This window comes from Nocardiopsis prasina DSM 43845, from assembly GCF_000341265.1.
Taxonomy (GTDB): Bacteria; Actinomycetota; Actinomycetes; order Streptosporangiales; family Streptosporangiaceae; genus Nocardiopsis; species Nocardiopsis prasina.
In genome coordinates this window covers 1-25,311 of sequence record NZ_ANAE01000069.1, presented here as the reverse complement: position 1 = coordinate 25,311, position 25,311 = coordinate 1, and the positions used below count along the sequence as shown (strand labels likewise).

At 70.7% G+C, this 25,311-nt stretch carries 20 protein-coding genes and 1 pseudogene; 3 read left to right on the top strand and 18 right to left on the bottom strand.

Annotated features, from left to right (window positions below; all coding sequences use genetic code 11):
• The coding region (locus D452_RS0101845) for an adenosylhomocysteinase (RefSeq protein WP_026128889.1) at positions 1-235 on the bottom strand (235 nt) is incomplete at its 3' end.
• A gap of 18 nt (positions 236-253) precedes the next feature.
• Entirely contained in the window at positions 254-1,690 is a 1,437-nt protein-coding gene (gene ahcY / locus D452_RS0101840; protein WP_017542451.1) for an adenosylhomocysteinase, read from the bottom strand.
• A 129-nt stretch (positions 1,691-1,819) separates the two neighbouring features.
• Between ahcY and D452_RS0101835 the strand changes: the two genes are divergently transcribed.
• Both D452_RS0101835 and D452_RS0101830 read left to right on the top strand, forming a co-directional pair.
• Complete coding sequence (locus D452_RS0101835) at positions 1,820-2,266, top strand: MerR family transcriptional regulator (RefSeq protein WP_017542450.1); 447 nt, start codon at positions 1,820-1,822, stop codon at positions 2,264-2,266.
• Between the two features lie 83 nt (positions 2,267-2,349).
• Positions 2,350-3,486, top strand: a complete 1,137-nt coding sequence (locus tag D452_RS0101830) for a hypothetical protein (protein WP_017542449.1) — start codon at positions 2,350-2,352, stop codon at positions 3,484-3,486.
• 21 nt (positions 3,487-3,507) lie between these two features.
• Here the strand turns inward: D452_RS0101830 and D452_RS0101825 are convergent, their stop codons facing one another.
• The 4 genes from D452_RS0101825 to D452_RS0101810 all read right to left on the bottom strand — a co-directional run bounded on the left by D452_RS0101825 (position 3,508) and on the right by D452_RS0101810 (position 7,086).
• Entirely contained in the window at positions 3,508-4,833 is a 1,326-nt protein-coding gene (locus D452_RS0101825; RefSeq protein WP_026128888.1) for a serine/threonine-protein kinase, read from the bottom strand.
• A gap of 176 nt (positions 4,834-5,009) precedes the next feature.
• On the bottom strand, positions 5,010-5,186 hold the full coding sequence (locus D452_RS29365) for a Trm112 family protein (RefSeq protein ID WP_017542448.1): 177 nt from the start codon (positions 5,184-5,186) through the stop codon (positions 5,010-5,012).
• Positions 5,187-5,224: 38 nt separating this feature from the next.
• Positions 5,225-6,595 (bottom strand): phosphomannomutase/phosphoglucomutase, encoded by a 1,371-nt coding sequence (locus D452_RS0101815; RefSeq protein WP_017542447.1) that lies wholly within the window; start codon positions 6,593-6,595, stop codon positions 5,225-5,227.
• Positions 6,596-6,684: 89 nt separating this feature from the next.
• Positions 6,685-7,086, bottom strand: coding sequence for a DUF3499 domain-containing protein (locus tag D452_RS0101810; RefSeq protein WP_017542446.1), 402 nt, complete (start codon positions 7,084-7,086; stop codon positions 6,685-6,687).
• 196 nt (positions 7,087-7,282) lie between these two features.
• On the opposite strand from D452_RS0101810, the gene D452_RS0101805 reads away from it, so the two are divergent.
• Positions 7,283-7,678 (top strand): metallopeptidase family protein, encoded by a 396-nt coding sequence (locus D452_RS0101805; RefSeq protein ID WP_026128887.1) that lies wholly within the window; start codon positions 7,283-7,285, stop codon positions 7,676-7,678.
• Here D452_RS0101805 and D452_RS0101800 read toward each other — a convergent pair whose 3' ends face one another.
• The 12 genes and pseudogenes from D452_RS0101800 to D452_RS0101745 all read right to left on the bottom strand — a co-directional run.
• Positions 7,679-8,089: an SRPBCC domain-containing protein gene (locus D452_RS0101800; RefSeq protein WP_017542444.1), complete on the bottom strand. Its 411-nt coding sequence runs from the start codon at positions 8,087-8,089 to the stop codon at positions 7,679-7,681.
• A gap of 97 nt (positions 8,090-8,186) precedes the next feature.
• Positions 8,187-8,396 carry a hypothetical protein gene (locus D452_RS0101795; protein ID WP_040692952.1) on the bottom strand — a complete coding sequence of 70 codons (210 nt, stop codon included), beginning with the start codon at positions 8,394-8,396 and terminating at the stop codon, positions 8,187-8,189.
• 5 nt (positions 8,397-8,401) lie between these two features.
• Entirely contained in the window at positions 8,402-10,045 is a 1,644-nt protein-coding gene (locus D452_RS0101790) for a TRAFAC clade GTPase domain-containing protein (protein WP_017542442.1), read from the bottom strand.
• Entirely contained in the window at positions 10,046-12,487 is a 2,442-nt protein-coding gene (locus tag D452_RS31620) for a GAP1-N2 domain-containing protein (protein ID WP_017542441.1), read from the bottom strand. It lies immediately after the preceding gene.
• Position 12,488: 1 nt separating this feature from the next.
• Positions 12,489-13,697 carry a hypothetical protein gene (locus D452_RS0101780; RefSeq protein ID WP_017542440.1) on the bottom strand — a complete coding sequence of 403 codons (1,209 nt, stop codon included), beginning with the start codon at positions 13,695-13,697 and terminating at the stop codon, positions 12,489-12,491.
• A gap of 5 nt (positions 13,698-13,702) precedes the next feature.
• The gene (locus D452_RS0101775; RefSeq protein WP_026128886.1) at positions 13,703-16,402 is read right to left on the bottom strand and encodes a fibronectin type III domain-containing protein; all 2,700 of its coding nucleotides are present in this window, start codon (positions 16,400-16,402) and stop codon (positions 13,703-13,705) included.
• A 31-nt stretch (positions 16,403-16,433) separates the two neighbouring features.
• A complete protein-coding gene (locus D452_RS0101770) occupies positions 16,434-18,017 on the bottom strand; it encodes an Hsp70 family protein (protein ID WP_017542439.1) in 1,584 nt (527 codons plus the stop codon).
• Positions 18,018-18,109: 92 nt separating this feature from the next.
• Positions 18,110-18,748 (bottom strand): nucleotide exchange factor GrpE, encoded by a 639-nt coding sequence (gene grpE, locus D452_RS27550; RefSeq protein WP_026128885.1) that lies wholly within the window; start codon positions 18,746-18,748, stop codon positions 18,110-18,112.
• Positions 18,749-19,002: 254 nt separating this feature from the next.
• Positions 19,003-20,502 carry a DUF5719 family protein gene (locus D452_RS0101760; protein WP_017542437.1) on the bottom strand — a complete coding sequence of 500 codons (1,500 nt, stop codon included), beginning with the start codon at positions 20,500-20,502 and terminating at the stop codon, positions 19,003-19,005.
• 3 nt (positions 20,503-20,505) lie between these two features.
• On the bottom strand, positions 20,506-23,829 hold the full coding sequence (locus D452_RS0101755) for a glycosyltransferase family 2 protein (protein WP_026128884.1): 3,324 nt from the start codon (positions 23,827-23,829) through the stop codon (positions 20,506-20,508).
• A 305-nt stretch (positions 23,830-24,134) separates the two neighbouring features.
• A complete protein-coding gene (locus tag D452_RS0101750) occupies positions 24,135-24,422 on the bottom strand; it encodes a WhiB family transcriptional regulator (protein ID WP_014908913.1) in 288 nt (95 codons plus the stop codon).
• A 240-nt stretch (positions 24,423-24,662) separates the two neighbouring features.
• Positions 24,663-25,311: pseudogene (locus D452_RS0101745) on the bottom strand (hypothetical protein); the annotation flags it as partial.

Genomic DNA, 25,311 nt, shown 5'->3' with positions numbered 1-25,311 from the left:
GGGGGGCGCCCAGCCACACCTGTGCCCCGCCCGCGCGCAGGACGCGGAGCAGGTTGGCGGTCTCGGCGGTGACGTGCAGGCAGGCGGCCACCCGGAGCCCGTCGAGCGGACGTTCCTCGGCGAACCGGGCGCGGACGCTGCGCAGGACCGGCATGGAGCGTTCGGCCCACGCCACACGGCGGACCCCGGCCTTCGCGAGGCCGAGGTCCGCCACCTCGTGTGAGGGAGGAGTCATCTGTGGAACGACTCGCCCCTAGTAGCGGTAGTGGTCGGGCTTGAACGGCCCGGCCACGTCCACGCCGATGTAGGCGGCCTGCTCCTTGGTGAGCTCGGTCAGCTTGACGCCGAGCGCGTCCAGGTGCAGACGGGCGACCTTCTCGTCGAGGATCTTCGGCAGCGTGTACACGTCGGTCGGGTACTCGTCGGGCTTGGTGAACAGCTCGATCTGCGCGATGACCTGGTTGGTGAAGCTGTTGGACATCACGAAGCTGGGGTGCCCGGTGGCGTTGCCCAGGTTCAGCAGACGGCCCTCGGAGAGCACCAGGACGGACTTGCCGTTCTCCTGGGTCCACTCGTGGACCTGCGGCTTGATCTCCTTCTTGGTGATCCCGGGGACCTTCGCCAGGCCGGCCATGTCGATCTCGTTGTCGAAGTGGCCGACGTTGCCGACGATCGCCTGGTGCTTCATGCGCAGGATCTGGTCGGCCATGATCACGTTGAAGTTGCCGGTGGTGGTGACGAAGATGTCACCGACCTCCAGCACGTCCTCCAGCGTGGTGACCTGGAACCCGTCCATGGCCGCCTGGAGGGCGTTGATCGGGTCGATCTCGGTGACGATGACGCGGGCGCCCTGCCCGCGCAGCGCCTCGGCCGATCCCTTGCCGACGTCGCCGTAACCGCAGATCACGGCGACCTTGCCGCCGATGAGGACGTCGGTGGCGCGCATGATGCCGTCCGGCAGCGAGTGGCGGATGCCGTACTTGTTGTCGAACTTGCTCTTGGTGACGGAGTCGTTGACGTTGATCGCCGGGAAGGACAGGCTGCCGTCACGCTGCATCTCGTAGAGGCGGAGCACACCGGTGGTGGTCTCCTCCGTGACGCCCTTGATGTCCTTGGCGATGGTGGTCCACTTGGTGGAGTCCTTCTTGAGGCTCTCCTGGAGGAGGGTCAGGACGACCTCGAACTCCTCGCTGTCAGCCGTCGAGGGGTCCGGGACGGCGCCGGCCTTCTCGAACTCGGCGCCCTTGTGGACGAGCATGGTGGCGTCGCCGCCGTCGTCCAGGATCATGTTGGGGCCCTCGGCGCCGGGCCAGGTGAGGGCCTGCTCGGTGCACCACCAGTACTCCTCCAACGTCTCGCCCTTCCAGGCGAAGACGGGGACGCCCTTGGGGTCGTCGACGGTGCCGTCGGGGCCGACCACCACGGCGGCGGCGGCGTGGTCCTGGGTGGAGAAGATGTTGCAGGAGACCCAGCGGACCTCGGCGCCCAGGGCGATGAGCGTCTCGATGAGGACGGCGGTCTGCACCGTCATGTGCAGGGAGCCCATGATGCGGGCGCCCGTGAGGGGCTTGCTGTCGCCGAACTCGGCGCGGGTGGCCATGAGGCCGGGCATCTCGTGCTCGGCGAGACGGATCTCGTCGCGGCCGAACTCGGCCAGGGAGAGATCGGCGACCTTGAAGTCGAAAGCCATGCGTTCCTCACTCGTCAAGTCATGGTTGCCACCCGATTCTAGGCCCGCGACCACCCTCCGCACACAAACCTCACACAGAGATGTCAGAATTGCGCGATGTGGCTCCGGTGTTGGGTTAGGGTCACCTCCATGGCCGCCCTCGACGACGACCCCACAGCGCACGGACCGCAGGACGCTCCGGTCCCCATCTCCGCGGCAGCCGAGCGGGTCGGCAGCACCGCCCGCATGCTGCGCTACCGAGAGGGTCTCGGCCTGCTCCCCCGTACCCAGGAACAGCCCACCGGGCGGGGACACCGACACCGCCGGTTCACGGACGACGACCTGCGCACGATCGCGGGTGGGCTGGAACTGGAACGCGAGTTCGACATCCCTCCCGCGGCGCTCGCCTTCGCCCTGCGGGTCCTGGCCGAACCCGAGGTACTGGCCCGGGTGCGCGCGCACGGCGAACGCCTGGGCAGGCTGGCCGCCGCCCCCACCCGCGCCCTGGACTTCGAGAAGGAGAAGGCCATGCGCCTGCTGCACTCCCGACGGCCCACGCCCACCGGTACCGGGACGCGCGACAACAACTCTGGTTGACCCGGGACCACGGCCGTCACTGGACACCCGCACCTGGCGTTCGGCATGTTTTGGCAAAGAGTCCACGGGCTACGGATGACACCGTGGACAGCCAACTCGGCGACACGGCCTGGGAGACACTCCCCGAGCGCGTGCGCGAAGACCTCAGGGACGTCGACCTCCTCCGGAACGTCTGGGCCAACTGGCGCCAGGACCGGCCCCACCGGCAACACGGGGCCGCGCGACGGGAACTGACGCGGGACCGCGTCCGGGAGTGGGGCGGCGGACCCGACCTCACCGACCTGCTCCTCCATGGCGAGCCCGGGTCCGGAGAACCCATCACCGGGCCCCACGTCGCCGCCCTTGCCGGGCGGGTGGCCGAACTCCCCGCCGGAGAGGAGCGCCGCGGCAACGCGCACGAGGGCCCTCCGTTGCGCCCGCTCCGGACCGCGCTGTCCACCGAACACACGCTCCGCCTGGCCCGTGCCGCGGCCGTCCCCGCCCACCCTGTGGTGCGGGCCGCGCACACCTACGCCGAGTGCGTGCGGGTGGCGGCCGAGGCCTCCGGGGAGGAGCCGGACGGCGGCGGGGCGACCTGGGCCCTGCCCTGGGTGCTGGCCTCGCGGGTCCTCCAGCGGGCCGACCTGCCCCCGCTGCTCCTGGACCCCGGCACCCCTCCGCCCGCCCCGGTGGACAAGCGCGACCCCGAGGATGAGCTCGCGCCCCTGGTCTCCCACATGGCGCGGCTGGTCACCGGGGCCCTGCGCGACGAACTCGCGTGGGATCCGGAGACGGTGGCCCCGACGGGTCGGCCCGTCCCCCCGCTGACCGCCGTGACGCGCCGCCGCGTCCTGGACCACGTGCGGTCCCGGCGCGGCTCGGTCGCGCTCCTGCTGAGCGCCCTGGACCCGGCGGCGACCGCGACGGTGACCTCGGGCGACGGCGGCCGGGGCGGGACCGCCGCGCACTGGTGGACCTGCCTGGAACTGGTCGCGGACGGGGCTTCGATGGCCCTGTACGTGGTGGTGCGGGACGTCGGCAGCCCGCCCTCGGGGGTGCTGGCGGTGACGGCGAACGCGCGCCTGATCACCCCTGCGGGGGTTCGGCGGGCGCTGGAGATGTCCCGGAGCGAGAGCGTCACCGTGCTGCCCACGGACTGCGTGGACGACCGCTGGCCGCAGGTGCGGGACCTCGTGGACGAGGCGGTGTCGCGCGCCGTCGACGAGCTCACCCGGGGTTGAGCTCGGAGTAGGACCCTGTCGTCAGCCGCTGAGGCCCAGGATCAGCAGGATCAGCAACAGGATGATAATGGTGACCAGCACCGCCGGGATCACCCAGCCCTGCTGGAGGATCGAGTCCTGCTGGCTCGGCTGCTGGTGCGGCTGCTGGTGCGGCTGCTGGCGCTGCGTGTAGGTCTGGTTCGGGTTGGCCGCCCCGGTCATCATCGGGTTGGCGCCCTGCTGCACGGCGTGCGGCTGGTGGTGCGGCCCCGGCACACCCGGCCTCGGGTTGGACATGCCCGGGTGTGCCGCGAAACCACCCTGGCTCGGGTCCGAGCTCATCGGGTGGCCGACCTGCCCCGGGCGGGGGTTGGAGGTCCCCGGGTGCGCGCCGAACGGGCGCGGGTCGGACACACCGGGCGGGTGACCCATGCCCGGTTGTCCGCCGGTCTGCGGGTACTGCACGGGCGGCAGCTGGTTGCCGTTGAGCATTCCGGTCTGGGCCACCCGTTCGCCCTGCTGGAGGGCGTCGTCGGCGCTGTTCGAGGGGTGGGCCGGAGCGTCGTGGCCGAGCAGCCGCATGAGCAGGGTCTGGGCGTTCGGGCGGCGGTTCGGGTCCTTGTCGAGGCAGGACTCCACGATCGGCCGCAGCGCCTCGTCGACCCCGTCCAGGTCCGGCGGAGCGCTCACCACGCGGTGCACGACCGCCGGGACGGTGTCGGATCCGAACGGCGCGCGCCCGGTCGAGGAGAACGCGATCACACAACCCCAGGCGAAGATGTCGCACTTGTCAGTGATCCCGCGGCCCTCGATCTGTTCCGGCGCCATGTAGGAGGGCGTGCCGACGATCGAGTTGGTCATCGTGGCGGTGCCGTCGTCGACCCGGGCGATACCGAAGTCGATCACCCGCGGGCCGTCCGGGCCCAGCAGCACGTTCCCGGGCTTGAAGTCGCGGTGGACGATCCCCGCCTTGTGGATGGCCACGAGCGCCGTCGCGGTGGAGACGGCCAGGCGCTGGAGCGCGGCGCCGCGCACCGCCTTGCCCTTGGCCACCGTCTCCTGGAGGTCCTTGCCCGGCACGAACTCGCTGACCACGTAGGGCGGTTCGCTGTCGAGCTGGGCGTCGATGATCGCCGCCGTGCAGAAGGACGCGACCCGCTGGGCGGCCCGCACCTCCTTCTCGAACCGCTTGCGCAGGTCGGCGTCGGCGGACCACTGGTCGTTGAGGACCTTGACCGCGTACTCGTCGCCGTTGCCGTCCTCGGCGAGGTAGACGACCCCCTGGCCGCCCTTCCCGAGACGTCCGGTCACGCTGTAGGCGCCGAACGAGGAGGGGTCGCTCGGCAGTAGCGAATCGGGACCGGGCATCGATGTCCTCCGGAGGTGGGCTGAGCGGGGGCGCAGCATCAGGTTAACGGGCACGGGACGCCGGGCGGGGCCGCGATCAGCCGCGGCCCCGACGGTGTCCCCTCACCCGGGCGTACCGGATATGACTACCGAAACGCCGGGATCGTTCCGTCGCCCACCCAACCTTTTCCCGCCGTTCAGGAGAGCGTGCGCGCCTCGTCCACCAGCAGGACCGGGATCCCGTCGCGGATGGGGTAGGCCAGGCCGCTCTCGTCGCAGACCAGTTCGTCGGTCTCCGGGTCGTGGCGGAGCGGGGCCTGGCTCTTCGGGCAGGCCAGGATCTCCAGCAGCCAGCCGTCGATCTTCGTGCTCATGGTTCTCGTTCCTCGTGTGGTGGCCGTGTCGGCGCGGGCTAGTTGCGGACGAGGGCCAGGACCTCGTCGCGCAGGCGCGTCACGGCGGAGTCGTCAGGGGCCTCGACGTTGAGTCGCAGCAGCGGCTCGGTGTTGGAGGCGCGCAGGTTGAACCACGCGCCGTCCGGCAGGGTGACGCTGAGGCCGTCGAGCTCGTCGACGGTCACCCCGTCCCTGCCCACGAACGCCGCGCGCACCGCGGCCATGCGACCAGCGGCATCGGCGACCCTGGAGTTGGCCTCTCCCGAGGCCGCGTACCGGGAGTACTCCTGCGTGATCCGCGAGAGCGGACGCTCGTCCGCGCCCAGGACACGCAGGACGTGCATGGCCGCGAGCATACCCGTGTCGGCCTTCCAGAAGTCCCGGAAGTAGTAGTGGGCGGAGTGCTCCCCGCCGAAGATCGCACCGGTCTCGGCCATGGTCGCCTTGATGAAGGAGTGGCCGACCCGGGTGCGGACGGGCTTGCCGCCGCGCTCGGTGACGATCTCGGGGACAGCCGCCGAGGTGATGAGATTGTGGATGATGGTGCCGCCGGGCTCGCGCTTGAGCTCCTGGGAGGCGACCAGCGCGGTGACCGCGGACGGGGAGACGGGTTCGCCGCGCTCGTCGATCACGAAGCAGCGGTCGGCGTCGCCGTCGAAGGCCAGGCCGAGGTCGGCCCCGGTCTCACGGACCTTGGCCTGGAGGTCCACCAGGTTGTCCGGGTCCAGCGGGTTGGCCGGGTGGTTGGGGAAGGTGCCGTCCAGTTCGAAGAACAGGGGGACGACCTCCAACGGCAGGCCCTGTTCCAGGACGGCCGGGACGGTCAGGCCGCCCATGCCGTTGCCCGCGTCCACGACGACCTTGAGCGGGCGGGAACCGGAGAGGTCGACGAGCTCGCGCAGGTAGTCGGCGTACCCGGGAAGCAGGTCCCGCTCGGTGACGGTGCCCTTCGGCCCCTCGTGGGCGTCCGGGTCCTTCGCGCCGGACAGGAAGTCCTCGGCGAGCCCGCGCACGTCGGCCAGGCCGGTCTCGGCGCTGATCGGTGCGGCCCCGGCGCGGCACATCTTGATGCCGTTGTACTCGGCCGGGTTGTGGCTGGCGGTGAACATGGCGCCGGGCAGGTCCAGGGAGCCGGAACCGTAGTACAGGAGGTCGGTGGAGCCGAGCCCGGCGAAGACCACGTCCACGCCCTGGGAGGTGACGCCGTCCGCGAAGGCCCGGGCGAGTTCGGGCGAGGACGGGCGCATGTCGTGGGAGACCACGACCGCGGGTCCGCCGGCCACCCGGGCGAAGGCGGCACCGATCGCATGGGCGATGTTGGAGTTGAAGGTGTCCGGAATCACACCGCGTACGTCGTATGCCTTGAAGATGCTTCCGAGGTCAGCCACGTCTGCTCCGGCCAGGTCGATCCTGCGACGAATTCGGTCCAGCGCCCCGTTGTTCGAGCGCCGTACAAAACTAGCAAGAGCGGACCGGGTCAGCCGTTCGGGTGGTGTGGCGGGCGTTGCTCGCCCCGGTCGGACTTGACCACGCGCAGGTGACCCCGGCGCAACGTCTCGTGCCCCTCCCCCACGGGCTCACCGGGGGACGGCTCTTGGCGCGCGGGCGGCCGCGCCGCCTCACGTACGGCGTCGGCCAGGGCCTCCAGGTCGTCACTGCCGGGACCTCCTCCCGACGTCTCGACCGGAAGCCGAACGACCTCCCAGCCACGCGGCGCGGTCAACCGTTCGGCGTGGATCGCACACAGGTCGTAACAGTGCGGTTCCACGTAGGCGGCGAGCGGACCGAGGACGGCGGTGGAGTCGGCGTAGACGTACGTGAGCGTGAATACGGCGGGCTGCCTGCACGCGGTGCGGGAACAGCGTCGAACATGGCTCACAGCGTTTGACTGTATGCCTTTACCGAGGGACACGCCAGCATCGTCCCATGACCTGCACAGTTTTTGGGCGACTGTTCTTGACCCGGTGGGTCGGCGTCCCGATTCTTCCCAGGCGCCGGGACTTCGCGCAGCGCCCGTGATGGCTTAGTCTCGAAGTGTGCGACGAGTGCGCCTTTCCAGTGGCCAACCAGACAGAGTGCGGCGCCGGGACCGCCGGGGTCGAGGCATCCGCGGTCCTCTCGTGCCGTCTGACCTGCCCGTCTCCCGGAGCCGAGCGCAGGCCTTCGACGATCTCGTCCTCGACGCCGTCGAACGCCTGGAACGCCTGTGGGCGCGTGAGCTGGCGAACGTCGACTTCCTCGTGGAGGACGTTCCCCCGGTCCCGCTCCACGGCGACCTCGCCGAGGCGATCCCCTTCTCCCGCCTGGAGAGCGACCCCGCCGGCCGGGCCCGGATCATCGTCTACCGGCGTCCCGTGGAGATCCGGACCAAGGACCCCGAGGAACTGGCCCTCCTGGTCCACGAGGCCGTCGTGGAGGAAGTGGCCAACCTCCTCGGAGTCGAACCCGAGTCCGTCGACCCGGAGAACTGATCACCTCAGGGAGTTCTCCAGCTCGTTCAGGCAGGTGCGCCACCCCACCGTGGTGCGCTCCGCCCACTCCCTGCCCGTGAACGTGTGAGCCAGCACCAGTCGGCCGTCACCCTCCAGGGTGAGGCGCAGCTGGTGCTCTCCCGTCTCCGGATCGAACTCCCGGAAGCCGAACACCCGCAGTGGTTCGACCTCCGTGACCACGGCCGTCGTCTCCCCGCCCTCCTCGTCCCGGAAGGCGATCTCCCCGCCGACCCTCAGGTCCAGTCGCTCGACCGCCATCGGGTACCAACGGCTGAGCCCTTCGGGCTCTGTGATGGCCCGCCACACCGCCTCCGACGGGTACCCCAGGTTCCGTTCCACCGTCAGCGTCCACCGGTCGTCACCCAGCGACACCAGGTCCATCTCCACCATGACTCCCCCTCCAGCCGATCCCTCTCCCCTCACTACCCACATCCACCCCACCAGCCCCCGCCCCACGAGCCGGTGGGGGTTGCCTGCGGGCGGCTGCCTACCAGCCGCTCCACGGCCAGGGAACCAGACCACCGACGTTCCTCTGGATGGTGAGCAGGCCTTCGAGGAAGGCCGTCAGCAGCATCACGAGGTTGCCCTCCCGCCACCACCAGACCAGCGCGCCCACGCCGACGAGCACGAGCAGGACGTGCAGGACCGTCCATGAGTTGCGGAACGTCCGGTAGACCAGCGGGATACCGTCCCTCATGCCGTTCACGCGGCCTTCCCCTCCTCTTCCGTCCCGGATGTTCGCGCCGACACCACGGCCAGCCTCGGGTCGGCCGAGCGCAGCACCCAGTCGAAGACCCGGACGGGGTGGGACGGGTCGGAGCCGTCCCGGGCCCCGAGCGAGTTCACCGCGAAGTAGCCGACGTTCCGGAAGTCGTCCTGGTCAATGCGCCGAACAAGACCGCGCGCCCCGTTGGCCCTCAGCCACTCCCGGACCGAGTCGCCCTCCTCGGGGTCGGGTCCGTCGGTGTCCGGGATCCGCTGGAGCACGTCGAGCTTGGTCAGGACGACCGCCAGGCGTTTGGCGTCCAACGGCACCCTCGACGCCCGGAGCCGGTCGACCACGCTGGCGTAGGCGTCCTCCTGATCGCCCTGGGCGAGCGGGACCGTGTCCCCCTCGTTGGCCCGCCGAAGCCGCTCGCGCACTGCGGGAAGGGCCAGGGGATCGAGGATGAACAGCAGGGTGTCGGTTGTGTCGAGGTAGCCCAGGGAGCCCGACCGGTCCCAGTCGACGAAGTTCTCCCCCGCCGCGTCCATGAAGTGGACCTCGGCCTCGCGCCCCCGCACCGACAGCATGAGCGGAACCCCCTCGGGGCGGTCGTCCCAGGCCGTCTTGGCCACCCTCCGACCGTTGGCGACGGCGGTGGCGGCGGCCCGTACGAAGCCCTCGGCTCCCGGGGAGATCGGGGTGAGCGTGCCCGAGAGCGACTCGACCTGGTGGGCCAGTTCGACCACACCGGCGGTCAGGAACTGGGTCTTGCCCGCGCTGACGGCTCCGATGACCGGCACCGGCAGGACCCGCCGAGTACCGCTTCCCTCCGGAGCGTCCTCATCGCAGAGGGGGCAGAGAGCGGTCAGCTGGCGGGCCGCCCTACTGACCGTGACCGGGATACGGGTTCCGCATCCGCACCGCCGATGGGAGACACCCAGGGGGCCTGGACGGACATCGCGGTGGATCGCCGTGCAATCGGGGTTGGCGCACCGGTAGCTCGGCGTCAGCGTGACCCGGTAGCACTTGACGCAGCGGAGCTCGGCCTTCCTGCGCCGCTGGGCCAGGTGACCGGACCAGCGGTACACCCTGACCCCGAGCGTCTGGACGAGGTGCACGACCCCGCCGAGGAGACGCATCAGCAAGTACCAGGTCAGGACCGACACCCACAGGCCCAAGGCATATCCGGTGACGACCGGTAGAAGCAGAGCCCCGAGGATCCACGAGTCGAACGCGGAACGAAAGGCGTCGCGACTGATCCGCTTCGCCGCCGCCAGGACGGCGTTGGCGTCCCGCTTGGCCTGGTAGGGGACGTAGATCGGCCAGGCGTAGTCCCAGCTGGCCTGACCACGGGGCGCCGCACCGAGCACCCGCCCCGCGTTCACCGCCTCGGGTGTGGCGATCCCGGGTTGCTCCTCCTCCCTGCCCGCCAGGACGAACGGGGGCAGGACCACACCCCGGACGACACCGCCGACCAGGCCCACCAGGGAGGATCCGAGCCAGAGGACGAACACCCACGCGACGATCCGAAGGACGAGGGCGACGAGCGTCCAGACGATCATGATGACCAGGTAGATCACGATGATCACGGCGGCGATCGCCAGGCCGATCAGGAGCAGGATCAGTATGAGCTGCGGCATCTACTTCCCCCTCCCCCAGCCGAACGGATGGTTCGTCCTGCGCCGGTCTCCCGATCCGACCGGCCGTCCCCTGAGGTACCTGTCCAGTTCACTGCGGAACCGGAACCTGCCCCTGACCTCGCGGATCAGGTCAGGCTGCGAATGGGCGATCCCCGTCAGCGCGGCGTCGGCCGCCTCGGACACCTTCCGGTCGGGATCGGAGAGCAGCCGCAGGGCCCGGTCGACCACGCGCGGGTCCCGGCTCCGGTCCGCCTCGCGTTCCAGGTGGACCCGTATCGCCGCCGGCCCCCATGGGACGACCGCCAGGGCGAGCCTGTCCCGCCTCTCTCGATCGGTTCCGTCACGAGAGGCCGTCTCGCTCTCGGCCCTCTCCCGATCGTCCCCGTGCTGACCGACCGTGGCCTGGCCCTGGGAGCGCAGGAGCTCACGCCCGATGTCGTCCAGTAGGAGGGGGGCCATCGGCCGGAGCTTGAGCAGGTCCGTGTCGAGGGTCAGGTCCGCTTCGTCTCGGCTCTTCGCCCGCGCGGCTTCGAGGGTCCCCCGCGCCCGGAGATAGTCCTCGGACCATTGGGCGAGTTCGTTCAAGGGGGCATCTCTGAGAGCCTCCAGAAGCGGACCCCAGTCAACCTTCTCCGCCTCGGATCCCGGGGCGGGCGACAGGGCCTCCCTCACCGCCGACCTCAGTTTGGACAGCAGGGAGTTGGTGAAGCCGTGACGGTGGACCCACGACGCCCACAGTGCGGGGTCGTCCCGCACCTCGGAGCCGCCAAGGGCCAGTTGCCACGCCTCCGCTGGGATCAGCAGGGACGTGGCGATCCGCTCACGGCGTTCGGCGAGGGGCAGACGACTGATCCTCCCGGCCTGGATCCAGCCGCGCAGGTCGGAGCTGTCGGTCTCCCACACGAGGAAGTCCCAGTCCCCACGGATCAGGGCGTCGACCGCCCAGCCCTCGTTCGCGTGGAACGCGTTTGCGAGGCGCCGTGCGGTGGCCGCCGCCACCTCCGGGCCGCCGAGCCACAGCCGCCACCTGTCCCGGCCTAGTCCCGGGTCGGTGAGCCACAGCCCTGAGAGGGTCTCGGCGGCGGCCGCGCGGGCCTCCTCCGTCACCGGGGCGCCGATCGCTCCGGCCGCTCCGAAAAGGTCGGGCAGGCTTTCCGTCGGGGCCGCGGCGAGCACGGCGTCCAGGAACCCTCCGGCCGCCGAACGCTCCTCCTCCGACTCCCACTCCACGGGAACCTGCGCCCCCGAGAGCTCCCGGGCGAAGGAACCGGCGAGCGCGGGAACGGCGGTGAGCGCCTCGAGCACCGGCAGGAGGACGGCGCGAGCCACCTCGTCCAGCCCGAGGTCGTGCGCGTGCCGAACGGCCCGTCCCGCCAGGGCGAACTCCTCCGCCGTGGTCGGTCCGTAGGTGACGGCGGCCTCACCCAGTTCCTCCCCGTATAGGGCCAGGTCGTCCTCCAGCCCGGCCCGCGCCAACCGCTCGATCGCCGAGACCGCGGTACGCCACGCACGGGCCCCGTCGGTCTCGGGGTCGGGTACAGCGACCAGTCGGGCGGCGTCGTTGGCCAGTTGCGGGCCGAGCACCGTCTCCCAGCGCCGCGCGACCTCCACGGCGGTCAGGGCATCGGCGGCGTCGTGTCCGGTGAACAGTTCGGCCCGAGCCCGTGCCACGTCGCTCGGCTCGATGTCGGGAACCGTGCGGTTCGCCAGGTCCAGGACATGGGCGGAACCGAGGTCGCCCCCGCCGAACTCGGGGCTGACCCCCACCAGGAGGGCGTCGACACGCCACGGGTCGTCCACCAACGCTCGGAAGTTGAGGGTTCGGGCGCGTTCGGCCTCCATGAAGAGCGTGCCCAGCGCGATCCAGCGCATCACCTCGTCCAGGTCGGTGTGCAGCAGCACCGCCTTGGTCGGTGTGGGCCCGAGGGCCGCGTCGATCATCGTCAGGTAGTGCGGGAGAACCCGCGTCGCCCACGCGTCGCCGGTGACCATTTCCTGGAGGGCGTCCACCTCGAACTCGGGGCGGACCTCCAAGGGGGTCACCCACGGGTCGGGGTCGGGTCCGGGTGCCTTCTCCAGGGTCCACTGGAGGGCCCCGTAGAGCTGGGCGGGACGGTAGGGGATGAAGTCGTCCGGGTCGGAGGTGGTGATGACCTGGGTGACCTGGTTGCCGGGACGGCCGCTGTTGGTGATGCCGGAGGACCTGCCCCGGGAGAGGTAGCTGCGCCCGTCCCGGACCTCGAAGGCGCACGTGGGCGGGTGGTCGAGCGCGTCGTGGCCCAGGTCCCAGGAGGGGACCACCCGGTGGAGCAGCCCCTCCCGGATGCGCTGCTGGTCCACCCCGGTCACTCCCGGGGAGACCGCCTGGAAGTTGAAGCCGTCGACGCCGTCGACAGCCTCACCCGCCATGACGTCGGTGTAAGTCGCTGTCTCGAAAGCCATCTCACGCTCCCGTCGACGGAAGGAAACCGCGCGTCGCCATGAGCCAGAGCAGCGGTTCGGCGATGCGATGGGGCAACAGGCCGCGCTGGTTCACGCGCTGGGAGGCGTAGTCCGGTTCGGCGCCCAGGGCGGAGGCTCCGAAGAGCCGGAAGGAGGTGTAGTTGTGCTCGAGTTTGCGGAGGAGTCCGGCTCCTCCCCACTGCTGGATCAGCAGGCCCACGTGGTCGTGCACGGTCTGTCCCTCGGACTCGTCGAACACCGGCCGCTTCGACGAGGGGCTGCGCAGCGGGTGGTCCTCCTCGATCTGGTCGAAGAAGGCGTCGATCTTGGACACCACCACCGCGATGGGCTGCTTGATCTTCTTGGTCCGCTTGACGTTCCCCGTGGCGCGCAGGACGGCGGTGATGGCGTCGATCACCTCCTCCGGGCCGGTCTCCATGTAACCCGCCCCCTTGTCCACCGCCCGTTTGTGGTTCTCCGGGAAACCGAAGGGGTCCAGCAGCAGGATGACCCCGGAGGTGGCACCCAGGTAGCGCTGGGTCATGGCAGCGTCGGTGGTCGCGAAGTCCTCACCCGCGTTGTCGTAGAAGGAGAAGACCGTGGAGGCGGTCCGGGAGGTCCCCAACGGTCCCTTCTTCGTGTACCGCCAGGAGTAGACCGCGGGTTCCTTCCTGCCGGTGCGGTTCTCCTGGGTCTGCCCGGGAACGGTCCCGCTCCCCTCGCTCATGAGCTGGTGGTAGACCCGCAGGTCCCGAGTGAGCCCGGACTTGCCGCCCGGGGCGTCGATGGCAGCGTCGAAGCGGTCGGCGACGGAGGTCTGGAGTTCGGCGTCCAGGATCGAGAGCATGACGGTCTTGCCCGCCCCTCGGACACCGACCATGCCGAAGAGGGCGGAGTCGGCACCGTATTCGGAGGGCAGGAGCGAATGGCACTCCGGGCACACCGGCGGCCCGGGCTCGGACCCGCAGTTCTCACAGTTGCCGGAGAGGCCGGGTTTGGGGACCCCGCCCAGGAGCGTGCCGGGCTTCTCCGACCCGATGACGGGCCAGTACCCGTTGGTGTCGTTGAAGTGCCTGCCGCGAGCCGGGTCGGCCTTCTTCTCGCAGGGGGTCCTGCCGGCCGCGTGCCGCCCCGAGCACCGGTAGGCCAGCTTCCGGGGGTTGATCTCGGTGTAGCAGTACGGGCACGGGGCCGTCGTTGTGAAGAGCACTGCGCTCAGCCTCGCATCTGGCTTGTCGGGGGATCCTGCAACCGGGCGCCACTGCCCGGTTCGACGAAGAGCCGCACCCAGAACGGGGTGGCGACCTTTCCCAGCTTGAGTTCGAAGGAGAGGGAACTCTGGTCGGTGAAGTCCAGTTCGCGGCGGTCCATCACGGTTCCGTCCGAGGCGCCACCCGGCATGAACTTCGCTTCCTTGAGGACCGTGAGGACCGGGATCCGCCCCCGGTACTCCGGGGACTGGGCGGTCACCCTGACGGTCCCCTTCCCGCCCATCCAGGAGCGCCTGACCTCCAGGGAGTAGCGCACCTTGGGCGTGGGTCCGCTCAACGCGACAGCGAGGGACGCGGACGCCCATTCCCGGTCTCCGGTCCGCACCACGGTGGCCAGGGTGATGTCGCTGACCGAGTCCGCGTCCGGGATGCGGACCCCGCCGCCGTCGTTGTAGACGATTCGGGAAACCCTGCGGGTGGTTTGCTGACCGCCCGCCTTCCAGCCGACCTCGATCAGGTGGTCGCCCTCGGGCCACTCCCAGGACAGCCGGAGCTCGTCGCCCAGCCTCTCGACGGTCGGTGTCCTCACCTGCGGAGCCGAACCGGTGATCTGGGCGGTGCCGACCAGTCCGCCGTCACCGTCCACGGTCACGGGGACCAGGAGGTTGACCTCCGGAAGTGAATCGAACTCGCACGTGGTACGCCCGCCGCTCTCCCCTCCCGGGCGCAGGGTCAGCCGTCGGCCGCGCATGCCGGAGAGACCGGCCTGGGTGAGCCGGGTTCCGGACTCGACCCGCGCGCTGACCGGCAGGGCCCACAGCTCGACCGAGTAGCCGGTGACGGTCGGCCAACTGGCCCGGTGGGCCTCCGGGGTCGACTCGATCCGCAGGTCCTCCACAGCCTGGATGGAACCCCGCGGTGTCGCGTAGGTGCTGACGGTGGCCGACTCCCGCCGCTGGCCGCCCTCCGTCAGGTAGACGGCGGCGACGGAGAACCGGTACCTGGTACCCAGAGTCAGCCCGGTGACGGTCATCCGACCGGGTGTCGTGGGACGGTGCGTCCTCTGGCTCCCGTCCGGGGCCGTCTGGGTCACGACCGCGCCGAGGGCCTCGGGCGGCACCCCCCACGAGAGCGACACCCGTGAGGAACCGGAGGAGGCCCCCAGGTCGAACGGTGCGGGTAGGACCTCACAGGTGTCCGTGGCCGGGGGCGAGTAGAGGGCACCGTCGCGGGTGGCGAACACCGAATAACGCACCCGGGTACCGACCGGGGGCCTCTCATCGCGGAAGAGCGTGCCCGTGAAGCCGTTCGCGAGAAGCTCGCCGTCCTGGGGATTGGCGGGGACGCCGTCGGCCGCCCGCACCACCGCGTAGCGGGCCGTTCCCTCCCCGTCCGCGCTCCAGGACACCACGAGAGCCTGGCCGTCCGCCCTCAACGACAGGTTCGCGGGGGGCGGGGGAGGCAGCCCCTGGAGCTGCCTGCGCAGCTCCTCGTCGCGGGTGTCCACGGCCAGGGCCTCCCGCAGGGCCGCCGCGGCGGCCGCGTAGTCCCCGGACCTGACCGCGGTCTCGTAGCGCGCGACGCTCTGGTTCTTCTTCCGCTCGGCGACCTCGACCCGCTTCGCCAGACGCTCCCGTTCGACGCTCTCCTCGCGCTCCGGCCCGGGAAGGCTGTCGAGCAGTCTGCGCGCCTCACCCAGGGCCCCGACGGCCAACCGGTCGGCGACGTCGTTCGGGCTGAGGACCTTCGTGGAGGCGGACAGTTTGGTGACCAACCGCGCCGCGTCGGTGTGGTCCACGCCCCACTCGCACAGCTTCTCGTGCACGGTGACCCGCGGCAGACCACGACGCAGCAGGCCCTCGACCGCCTCGGCGAGGGAGCACAGGGCCAGCGCGTGCAGCTCGGCGGGCGAGGCGCACTCGGCCAGGGCCGCCAGCCCGTTCTGGGCCGCCTGGCGGGCGCCCTCCTCGACCCGGGCCTCCTGCCGTTGCAGCAGTTCCTTGGCCCGGGCCACGTCGTGCGGGCCAAGGACCCGTGCGGGCTCGCCACGGGAGAGCTCGTCGACGACCCGGATCCCCTCATGCTGCTCGGGCCGGGTCACCACGTCCACCAGGGTCCGGAACTCGGGGAAGTCGGTCACCACGCGTACCGCCAGGGGCACCCTGACCCTGGGGACCTCGAAGTCGTCGGTGATCCGCACCCCGTGTGCCGAGAGCGCGTCGACCAGGTCGCTCCTGGCCACACCCGTCAGGCCGGTACTGGAGGCCAGCTCGGTGACCTGGTCGGACAGCACCACCTTCAGCGGGTGCTCCTGTGCCACCGCCCGGGCGAACCCGTCCAGCCGTGTCCGCATGGCGCTGGTCCGCGCCTTGGCCATCCCGGACCAGAAGGCGGGGTCGGTGACCGCCACGTCGGCCTGCCGCATCAGCTCCAGCAGCTTCTTCAGCAGCTGCGCGGAGTGTTTGTTCTTGACGATGGGGCTGTTGAACGCCGCCTCGACACTGCCGAGGTGCTTCTCCAGTTCCGCCCCGGCCATCGAGGGTTCCACGGCGAACAGCTCGGCCATGTCCAGCCGGGCCAGAGCGGTGGCCCCGTCCGTCCCCTGGAGGTCCCGGATGGCCTGCTGGAGCACCGCCATCCGGTCCTTGTCCTTCTCCAGCGGGACGAGGACCGACTTCCTGTACTGCTTGGCGTCCAACGCCACCCTTGCCTCCAGTGCCTCCGGCCCGGCCTTGTCAGGAACGCAGCGCGAGGCCGGAGACCTGCTTGGCCGCCTGCTCGACCTCGTCCTGCGAGAGGACCGAGACCTGTGCCTCGACGTCGATGGTCCGGTTACCGGTGGGCTCGAAGGCCGTGACCCGGGCCAGACCCTCGGCGGTCACCGTGAGGGTGATCTCGATCGGCGACTTCCTGGGCATGAGCGGGATCTCCAGCGACTTCTCCTGGAGGAGCTGGTTGTCCTCCGGGGACCGCGACTCGAGTTCACCGCCCTGCTCGTAGAGCCCGATCTCGACCTCGCTCTGGTTGTCCACGATGGTCCGGGCCGTGATGGGGTCGAGTCGCACGGGAATGGAGTCGTTGGCGTGCACGAGGAAGCTGATGAAGTCCTCGTCCTTGTCCACGTCGTGGAAGCGGACGCCGAGGCCGCGCGAGAGGACGTTGGTGACGCTGAGGGCCTTGGCGCCGCCGAGGAAGTACTTCTGCTCGGCGTCGGCCGCCACCGCCACCTCGGTGCCGTCAGTGGACAGGACCTCGTCCACGGCGGCCTGCCCGTAGATGGCGGCGCCCTTGGCGACAGCGAGGTCGAAGTCGCTCCGGGCCGGGTCCCAGCCGAGCTGGTCGCGCAGCGCGGTCTCGATCATGGGCATCTTGGCCGAACCGCCGACCAAGAGTACCCGGTCGATCGTCAGCCCCGGCGTCTTCCGCTCGGCGGTGTCCACGGTCCGCTGGGCGATCTCCAGGGTCTGCCCGACCAGGTGGCGTGTGGCGGCGTCGAACTCGTCCCGCGTGACCTCGACCTTCTCGTCCCTGTCCTCGTAGCGGCAGCGGACGGTCGCCTTCTCCCGCTTGGTCAGGGACCTCTTGGTCTCCTCGACCTGACCCAGCAGTTCGGCCTCGAACTCCTCGTCCAGCAGGGGGTCGTCGTCGCCCAGACCGGCCGCCTCGACGAACTTCTCCACGATCAGCTGGGAGAGCGCGGCGTCCCAGTCCGCCCCGCCCAGGGTCTTGTTCCCGTCGACGGCGACGACCTCGACCCGGCCCGCCTCCGCCCGCATGACCGTGGTGTCGAAGGTGCCGCCGCCGAGGTCGTAGACCAGGACGGTCTCCGCGCTCTCACCGCGGATTCCGAGCGAGAGCGCGGCGGCCACCGGCTCGGTCACGATGCCGACCACCTCCAGACCGGCGATCTGCCCGGCCTGCCTGGTGGCCTCCTTCTCCTTGACCCCGAAATAGGCGGGGACGGTGATGACCACCCTGTTGACGTCCTGCTGGCTCTCGCTGTTGGCCGTGTTGACCAGTTCCTTGAGGATCAGCGCGGACACGCTCTCCGGCGTGTACCTCTCGCCGTGGAAGTCGAGGGGGTAGGGGGTACCCATGTGGCGCTTGATCAGCGAGCAGGCGTGGTCGGGGGCCGACCGCTGCACACGCTTGGCCTCCTCACCGACGACGATGTTGTTCGCACCCTCGAAATAGACCACCGAGGGGGTTGTCGGGTTGCTGTCGAAGTTGGGGACGACTTCGGCCTGCCCGAGATCATTGATCCGAGCAATAGCGGAGTACGTCGTACCCAGGTCGATTCCGTACACGCTGTCACTCAACGTGGGACTCCTTCTTGGGAATTGGTCGTATGGCACCGCTCTGGGACCGTTCGCGGTCAGTGTCCGCGCCGGTTCACCATGACGGCAGCACCCTACTGAGGCGGCTGATACCGGTAAACGCTCACCTGTGCCGGGAGGAACACCCGGTCAGCGTCGACATAGGTGAATCCCTGGCGGAGGACGCGATGGACGCGCTTGTCCATTTCGGCGTCGCCGGTGGGGACGACGCGTGCCGCGTGGTGTTTCGCGGGGTCGAACTCGGCGGAAGGCGCGGCGGCCACGGATTCGACGTCGATGAGGCCGAGCGACTCCTCAATGGCGTCCATGAAGAAATCGAAGTCCTTCTCGGCCTTCTCCCCTCGTTCACGCGCCCGCTCCGCTGCCTCGGCCGCCTGGGCGTGCAGTCCCGCGAACCTGCGGAGCACGGGCTTGAGCAGGGCCTGGACCTGGTCGCCCTGGAGTTGCTCGATCCGGCCCTGCATCTGCCGGATGATCTGTTCCTGGGTCTCACTGCGGACGTGGAATCTCCGCACCTGCTCCTCCAGGCCGCCGACGGCCGCCGCCACTCCCCCGTGCGACGTTTCCGCCGCATGGGAATCGGCGGGAACGTCGACCGCCTCCGTGGGTTGGGCCGCGCCCTCCGAAACCTCCGGGATGCCGGATTCGGTCTCATTCTCCGGGGGCGACGGTGAATCGGAACTCGGCGCGATATCGCTGGCGACGGGATCCACATCCGCGCACGGAGGACCAAAGTCCCCGGTCAACGATTCACCCACGAAAACCCCCCGACGCGTCCGGCTCAGATCCGGGCCAAGTATGGCAGACGCCGATTGGCTGTTCCGGCCGTTTCCGTGACGCACTGCCACCACCCCGACTGGGCCTGGGAGAATTCGGACAGGTCACGAATGGAAGACTCGGGGCCGACCGTGAAAGGGTCGACCCCGAGAGTGTTTCCGTGCTTTGAGTGGTTTCGGAGAAGGCAGGGTCAGGGGACGATGCCGGTCATGCTGTTCCGGACGACGGGGAGTTGGACCGACACCGGCGCGGGGGTGACGGGCAGGACGCTGAGAGCGTCCCCCGAGCGCAGCACGCGCGCGGCGTAGACCGGGCCGGAGCCCTCCAGCAGCTCCAGGCGGACCGCGTAACCGTCCTCGGGGTCAGCCCCCGAGGGAACCCCCCAGCCGTCGGTGTCCGTGCCGAGGACGTGGGTGGTTCCGGCGGCGACCTCGGCGCGGACGGCGTCGCCCATGCTCCCGTCGGCGGCAATCGGGGTGGCCACGACCCTGGCGTCCTCGTCGAGGGCGCCCAGGACCAGTTCCATGTCGATGTCCTCGGGCATGTCCGGGATGACGGCGGTGGTGTCGAGGGGCCCGGTGAGGGGGTCGACGGCGGCGGTGTAGGCGGTCTCGACGACCTTCTTGCCGTCGACGGCCTCCGCGATCACCCCGGCGACGACGGGTCCGTCGGCCTCGACGACGACCGTTCCGGGGGCCTCGGCGAGGGCGCTCTCCAGGGTCAGCCAGGCGGACGCGGCCGGGGGGACGTTCAGGACGAGGGGCTCGTCGTCGGTGTCGTTGGGCTCCTCGGTGACCACGCGCACGCGGGCCTCGACGGGCTCGTCGCCGGGGGCGGCCACGAACAGGCGGCGGGTCCCCTCTCCCCCGGGCACTCCGGGGATCACGTGCTCTTCGTCGGGTGACCGGGTGGGCGGGACCCAGTCGCTGTTGCCGGAGGAGTGTTCGGCGAGCAGCGAGGCGGCGACGCGGCCGGTGCTGGTCCGCACGTGGACGCCGAGCGAACCGGTGTTCTGGATCAGTTCGGTGACGTCGAGCTCGGTCGACTCCCCCGGCCCGAGGTGGATGCCCCGGCTCTCCGGGGAGTAGGAGGGGCCCTCCATGGTGTAGATGTCGACGCTGACCGTCGCCCGGAAGTCCTCCGGGTTGGCCAGGTGCACGGTGAGGGTCTCCAGGTCGACGTCGTCGGGGTCGTCGGCGCCGGGCAGGGCGAACCAGGTGCCGATCGACGGCGCGGCGCAGCGGACCTCGGTGATGGCGTCGTCGGAGACGGTGGTCTGCGCCGAGTCGAGCCCGGACGCGAGGGAGCCCTCGGCGTGCAGGGCGGTGGGCCGCGTGGCGTCCCCGGTGTCGGTGCGCCAGACCCGGCCGGGCTCGGTGAGCTCCTCACCGAGCGTCTGGGCGCCGGCGCCGCCTTCGTCCACCTCGGCCAGGGGGACGGCCCGCAGTTCGCCCTCGTCGTCGCGGCTGACCCGGGGTGCGAAGGCCGCCACCGAGCTGTCGGCGTCGTCGGACGACTCGTGGGGCGCCGGGCAGACCCGTGCGGCCAGGTCCGGGCGCACGGTGTCGGGCTCGGACACGCCGAGCTCGGCGTTGACCGGCCGGATCACGAACGCCACCCCGAACAGGGCGAGCAGCGCCAAGGCGACCAGCCCGAACAGGGCGAACCGGTTCTCCACGATCAGTCGCATGTCCTACCCCTCGTCCTCGGTGCGGCGCCTGCCGGAGGCCCGGCGGGTTCCGGCCCTCCGTGTGCCCCTCGTCCCCCGGCGCTTGCCTCGGACGACGGGGATGGACCCGGTGGTGGTCGGCCCGGGGTCGGGTTCCGGGTTCTCCTCCTGGACACTCGCGTTCTCCGGGGCCGCGCGGCGGGCCCTCCCCGTGCGGCGGGGACGACGGGGTCGGGGCATCGGGGTGGCCTCGATGAGTCGGCGCTCCTCCTCCGTGCGCACGCCCGGGGCCGCGAGCACCGCCACGATCAACAGCAGCACCCCCTGCGTGATCCGCCAGGCGGTGTGCACGAGGTCCGTGTGCCACACCCGGAGTTCTCCGCCCTGCACCGGAAGGACCCAGGCCTGCGTCCCGTTCTCGGTCTCGACGGGTGTGAGGTCGGCGCCGTCCAGCGTGGCCCGCCACCCGCCGTCAGCGGGTTCGGCGAGGGCGAGGCTGCGACCGGTGTGGCCTCCACCGATCTCGGCGGTGAGGTGGTCGGCGGAGCCCTCCACCCGGAGGGCCTCGGCTTCGAGACCGTCCTCGGAGACCACGCGCAGCGCGCCGGTGGGTTCGGCGATCCGCCAGAGGCCGTAGTGGTGGGACAGCGACTGCCTTCCGAGCCCCGGGGTGCCGTCGAGGGTGTCGACCATGGTGGCGTCGGCGGGCCCGCCGAGTTCCGGCCGGGGGTAGAGCACGTACTGGATGCCGTGGTCGAGTAGGGCCACCAGCTGGTCGCTGCCCTGGCCGGCCGCGAGTTCGGCGACGGCCTGGTCCATGGCCGCGCGGTTGGCGGGTTCGGGGACGATGCGCTCCTCCCCCAGCCGGGGTTCGCGGCCCCGGACCACCACGTAGTCGACGCTGCCGTCCTCGGCGGGGGTGACGATGACCGTGCGGGGTTCGGTGCCGTCGGAACTCACGCTCTCCAGGGCCCCGGGCACGGAGCGGGGCGCGTTCGCGGTGACCGGCCCGTCCACTCCCTCCCACATCCACAGGGCCGCGGCCGAGACCGGCGTGGCCAGCGCGAGCAGGGCCACGGCCAGAGCGAAGTACCTCCGCAGGCCTCCGTGGCGGATCATGTTTCCGAAGGCGCGGGCGGCGGTGGCTGCCGTGAGGAGGACGGCGGTGGACGCGAAGGACAGGGCGACGCCGGGCCAGACCTGCGCGGGCGGGCCACCGAAGTAGGGTTCGATGACGATCCTGCTGGTCAGGACGGCCACGAGCATCCCGAACAGGGCCAGGCTCCAGCCCGCCGCGACCAGCATGCGGTTGCGGAGCAGCAGCAAGGAGCACAGGGCCGCGGCGATGAAACCGGCGGTCACCCAGAACGGGGGCGTTCCCGGGCCTCCCGGGGACAGCATGAGCAGTTCGGTGGGGGTCGCCCCGGGGTTGGACAGCTCGGGCCGGTGCAGCCCCGCCTCCAGCAGCCACAGGCTGGGGTGCCGCAGGAGTTCGAGGGTCCATGGCATGAGGAGCACGGCGGGCGTGCCCAGGCTGATGGCCACGCTGACGAAGATCCGGCGGCCGAGGTGCCCGAAGGCGACCGCGACCAGAACCCCGGTGACCAGGCACAGCAGCCAGACGACGGGCACGAACGCGGTGGCCACGGTGAGCGCGAGGCCCAGCCCCCAGGCGGCCCTGCGCGAGGGTTTGGGCGGCATCGAGACGAGGCGGACCAGCAGCAGGCCGAGGATCGGCAGCAGCGCGTGGACGAGGGCGGTGCCCAGCCTGCCCTGCGCGACGGCTCCGGTGGCCATGGGGAGCAGGGCGTAGGCCCCCGCCATCCACAGGCGCGCCGGGCGAAAGCGCAGTACCTCACGGGCGAGCAGGTAGGAGGTGAGTCCGGCGAGTGGGACGCAGCCGAGGAGGATCACCATGACGGCGATCCACGGCTGACCGAAAGTGAGGGTGGACAGCAGTGCGAGGAACCCGACGTAGGGCGGAACGGCACCGGACGAGCCCACGCCGCTGTCCGGGTGTCCCGCCAGGTAGAGGTTCCACAGGTCGAGGGCGTTGCCGGTGACCGGCGGCAGGGCCCCGCCCGCGAGCATCCCGCCGAGGAGGAGGGAGCGTTCGGCGATGATCGTCACCACGGTCAGGCCGATGACGAGCAGGACCCCCGGTTGGAGGACCACGCGCCGCAGGAAGGACGTGGAGTCGTCGGCGGGGCCGTCGTCCTCCTCGCCCGGTGGCGCGGTCACCGCCTGGTGCCGCCCCGCGGTGTCGGTCATCCGCTCCCCGGTGAGGATCCCGGTGACCGCGTCGGCGAACTGCCGCATGGCCACCCCCCGGGCCAGGAACGGGCGGATGGCGCTGTAGGTGCGGCGGCGGTCGCGGCGGCGACGGAACCGGGCCCGGGCCAGGCGGAACGGCCGGCCGTAGACGAGGGTGATCGCGGCCGCCTCGTCCAGCGCGTTGGCCGGTTGTTTGATGAGCAGGTACATGACCACGCGCAGCAGCGAGCCGACGGAGTTGCGCAGCAACGCGAACACCATGCCGCCGACGGGCAGGTTGGCGAGCAGCACGAACACGGCGTGCCTGCGGTCTACACGGCGGGGGTGGTTGCGGGTGGCGGTGATCCGCCTGCGGCGGCGTGCGGAGGCCTCCGCGTGGTAGGCGACGGCGTCGGTGACCAGGCGCACCCGGAGCCCGGCCCCGCCCACGCGCCAGCAGAAGTCGATGTCGTCGCGGAACAGCGGGAGCGCCGGGTCGAACCCGCCGAGGCGTTCCCACACGTCGCGGCGGACCAGCATGCCCGCGCTGGAGACCGCCAGGACCTGGCGGGTGCCGTCGTGCTGGCCGTGGTCGAACTCGCGCTGTTCCAGGCCGGTCTCGCGGCGGCCCGCGCCGTCGATGGTGACGCCCGCCTCAACGAGGAGGCGGCGGTCGAACCAGTCGCGGAGCTTGGGCCCCAGGACCGCGCTGCGGGGGTCCTGTTCGGCGGCGGCGAGCAGGTGTTCGAGAGCGTCCTTCTCCGGGGTGAGGTCGTCGTGGATCAGCCAGATCCACTCGGTGGCGTCGTCCTCGAACCCGTGCACCTCGGTGGTGGACCTGGGCAGGTCCAGCGCGGCCTTGACGGCGTCGCCGTAGCCGGTGCGGGCGGGCAGGTCGATGACGGCGTCGGCCGGGAGGTGGTCGGCGAGGACGTCGGGGCTGCCGTCGGTGCTGCCCGTGTCGGCGGCCACGACCCGCTGTACGGCGCGGGTCTGGGCACGGAGCGCGGACAGGGTTTCCGGCAGCCATCGTGAGCCGTCGTGGGACACGATGACCGCGGTGACGACGTGGCGGGCGGAATCCAGGTCAAGCACGGCTGTGGTCGGTTCTCTCCGGGAGAAGGGGCGGGCCCGTGCGCGGGCCCGGGATGTGCCGACCGGGACGGCCGGTGGGCGCCTGTGCGCGCCGGGGCGGTTCGCGGACGCGAACGCGGGACATCACGATACGCCACCCCGCACCATTACGGATCATTTTGGTCGGGGACGCGAGGGTCTCCCATAGTGGCGCATTCGACACCCAGCGGACCTGCCGGACCAATCCTGTCCAAGGGCCCGAAGGGTATGAAACGTGAAAAAGGCGCGCCCGGGCTCGTGGCCCGGACGCGCCGTGACGCGTACCCCTACAGCATGTCCGCCAGGAAATCGAAATCTCCCCCGGCGGCCTTCTTCAGCCTTCGGCGCTCGCGCTCGGAGAGTCCCCCCCAGATACCGAAGCGTTCGTCGTGCTCCAGCGCGTATTCCAGGCACTCCGCACGTACCTCGCACGACTGGCAGACCTTCTTAGCCTCCCGGGTCGAGCCGCCCTTCTCGGGGAAGAACGCCTCCGGGTCGGTCTGCGCGCACAGGGCACGTTCCTGCCAGCCCAGATCTTCGTCCGAGCCGTGCGCCAGCGGGATGACCTCGCTCATGCGCACCTCCTGTTGCCCCCCAATAGATGTCCCCGACCCTTTTCGTCCCCCGGGTCGGGCGAAAATCCCACATTGGAATTACACGCGCGCGCATCACTGTGAGTCAAGCGCACTGCGTGGTAATCCACTGAATATCATGTAACCCGCCTCCAACGGCAGGCCCGCGATGTCCGTCTTGTGGATTACCACGCAATTCACGTACCTTCCCAAGGCGTGGAGAGCGTGGCGAACCGAGTCGGTTCAGCGCTGGCCGTCGTTGCCGTACCAGTTCTGCTGGCCGTCGGTTCCGCCCTGTCCTTGCTGGTCAGAGCCGTATCCGGAGCCGGAACCGTACTGGTTGCCGTAGGCGCCGCCGCTCTGGTCGGCCGCCTCGGCCCCACTCTTCTCCCCGGAGTTAAAGAATGGTTCAACTCCGGGCTCGGCCTGGGCTTCCTGCCCCTGCTGGCCCTGGTCCTGGTACCAACCGTTGGCGATGGCGTCCTGGGCCTGCTGGTCCACGGCGGGCTGCGGCGCGTACTGCGACGGGTCGTAGGCCTGGCCGTAGGCCTGCTGGGCGCCGGTCCCGTACGCCTGCTGCTGAGCGGCGGCGTCCTGGCCGTACGCGGCCTGCTGACCGGAGGCGTCGTAGTTGTACGCCTGCGGCTGACCGGAGGTGTCGTAACCGTAGGCCTGCTGCTGCGCGGCGGCATCCTGACCATAGGCAGCCTGCTGCGCGGCGGCATCCTGACCGTAGGCCGCCTGCTGCTGCGCGGCGGGGTCGTAGCCGTAGGCCTGCTGGGCGCCGGTCCCGTACGCCTGCTGCTGAGCAGCGGCGTCCTGACCATAGGCGGCCTGCTGACCCGAGGCGTCATAGCCGTAGGCGGCCTGCTGCTGGGCAGCGGCGTCCTGA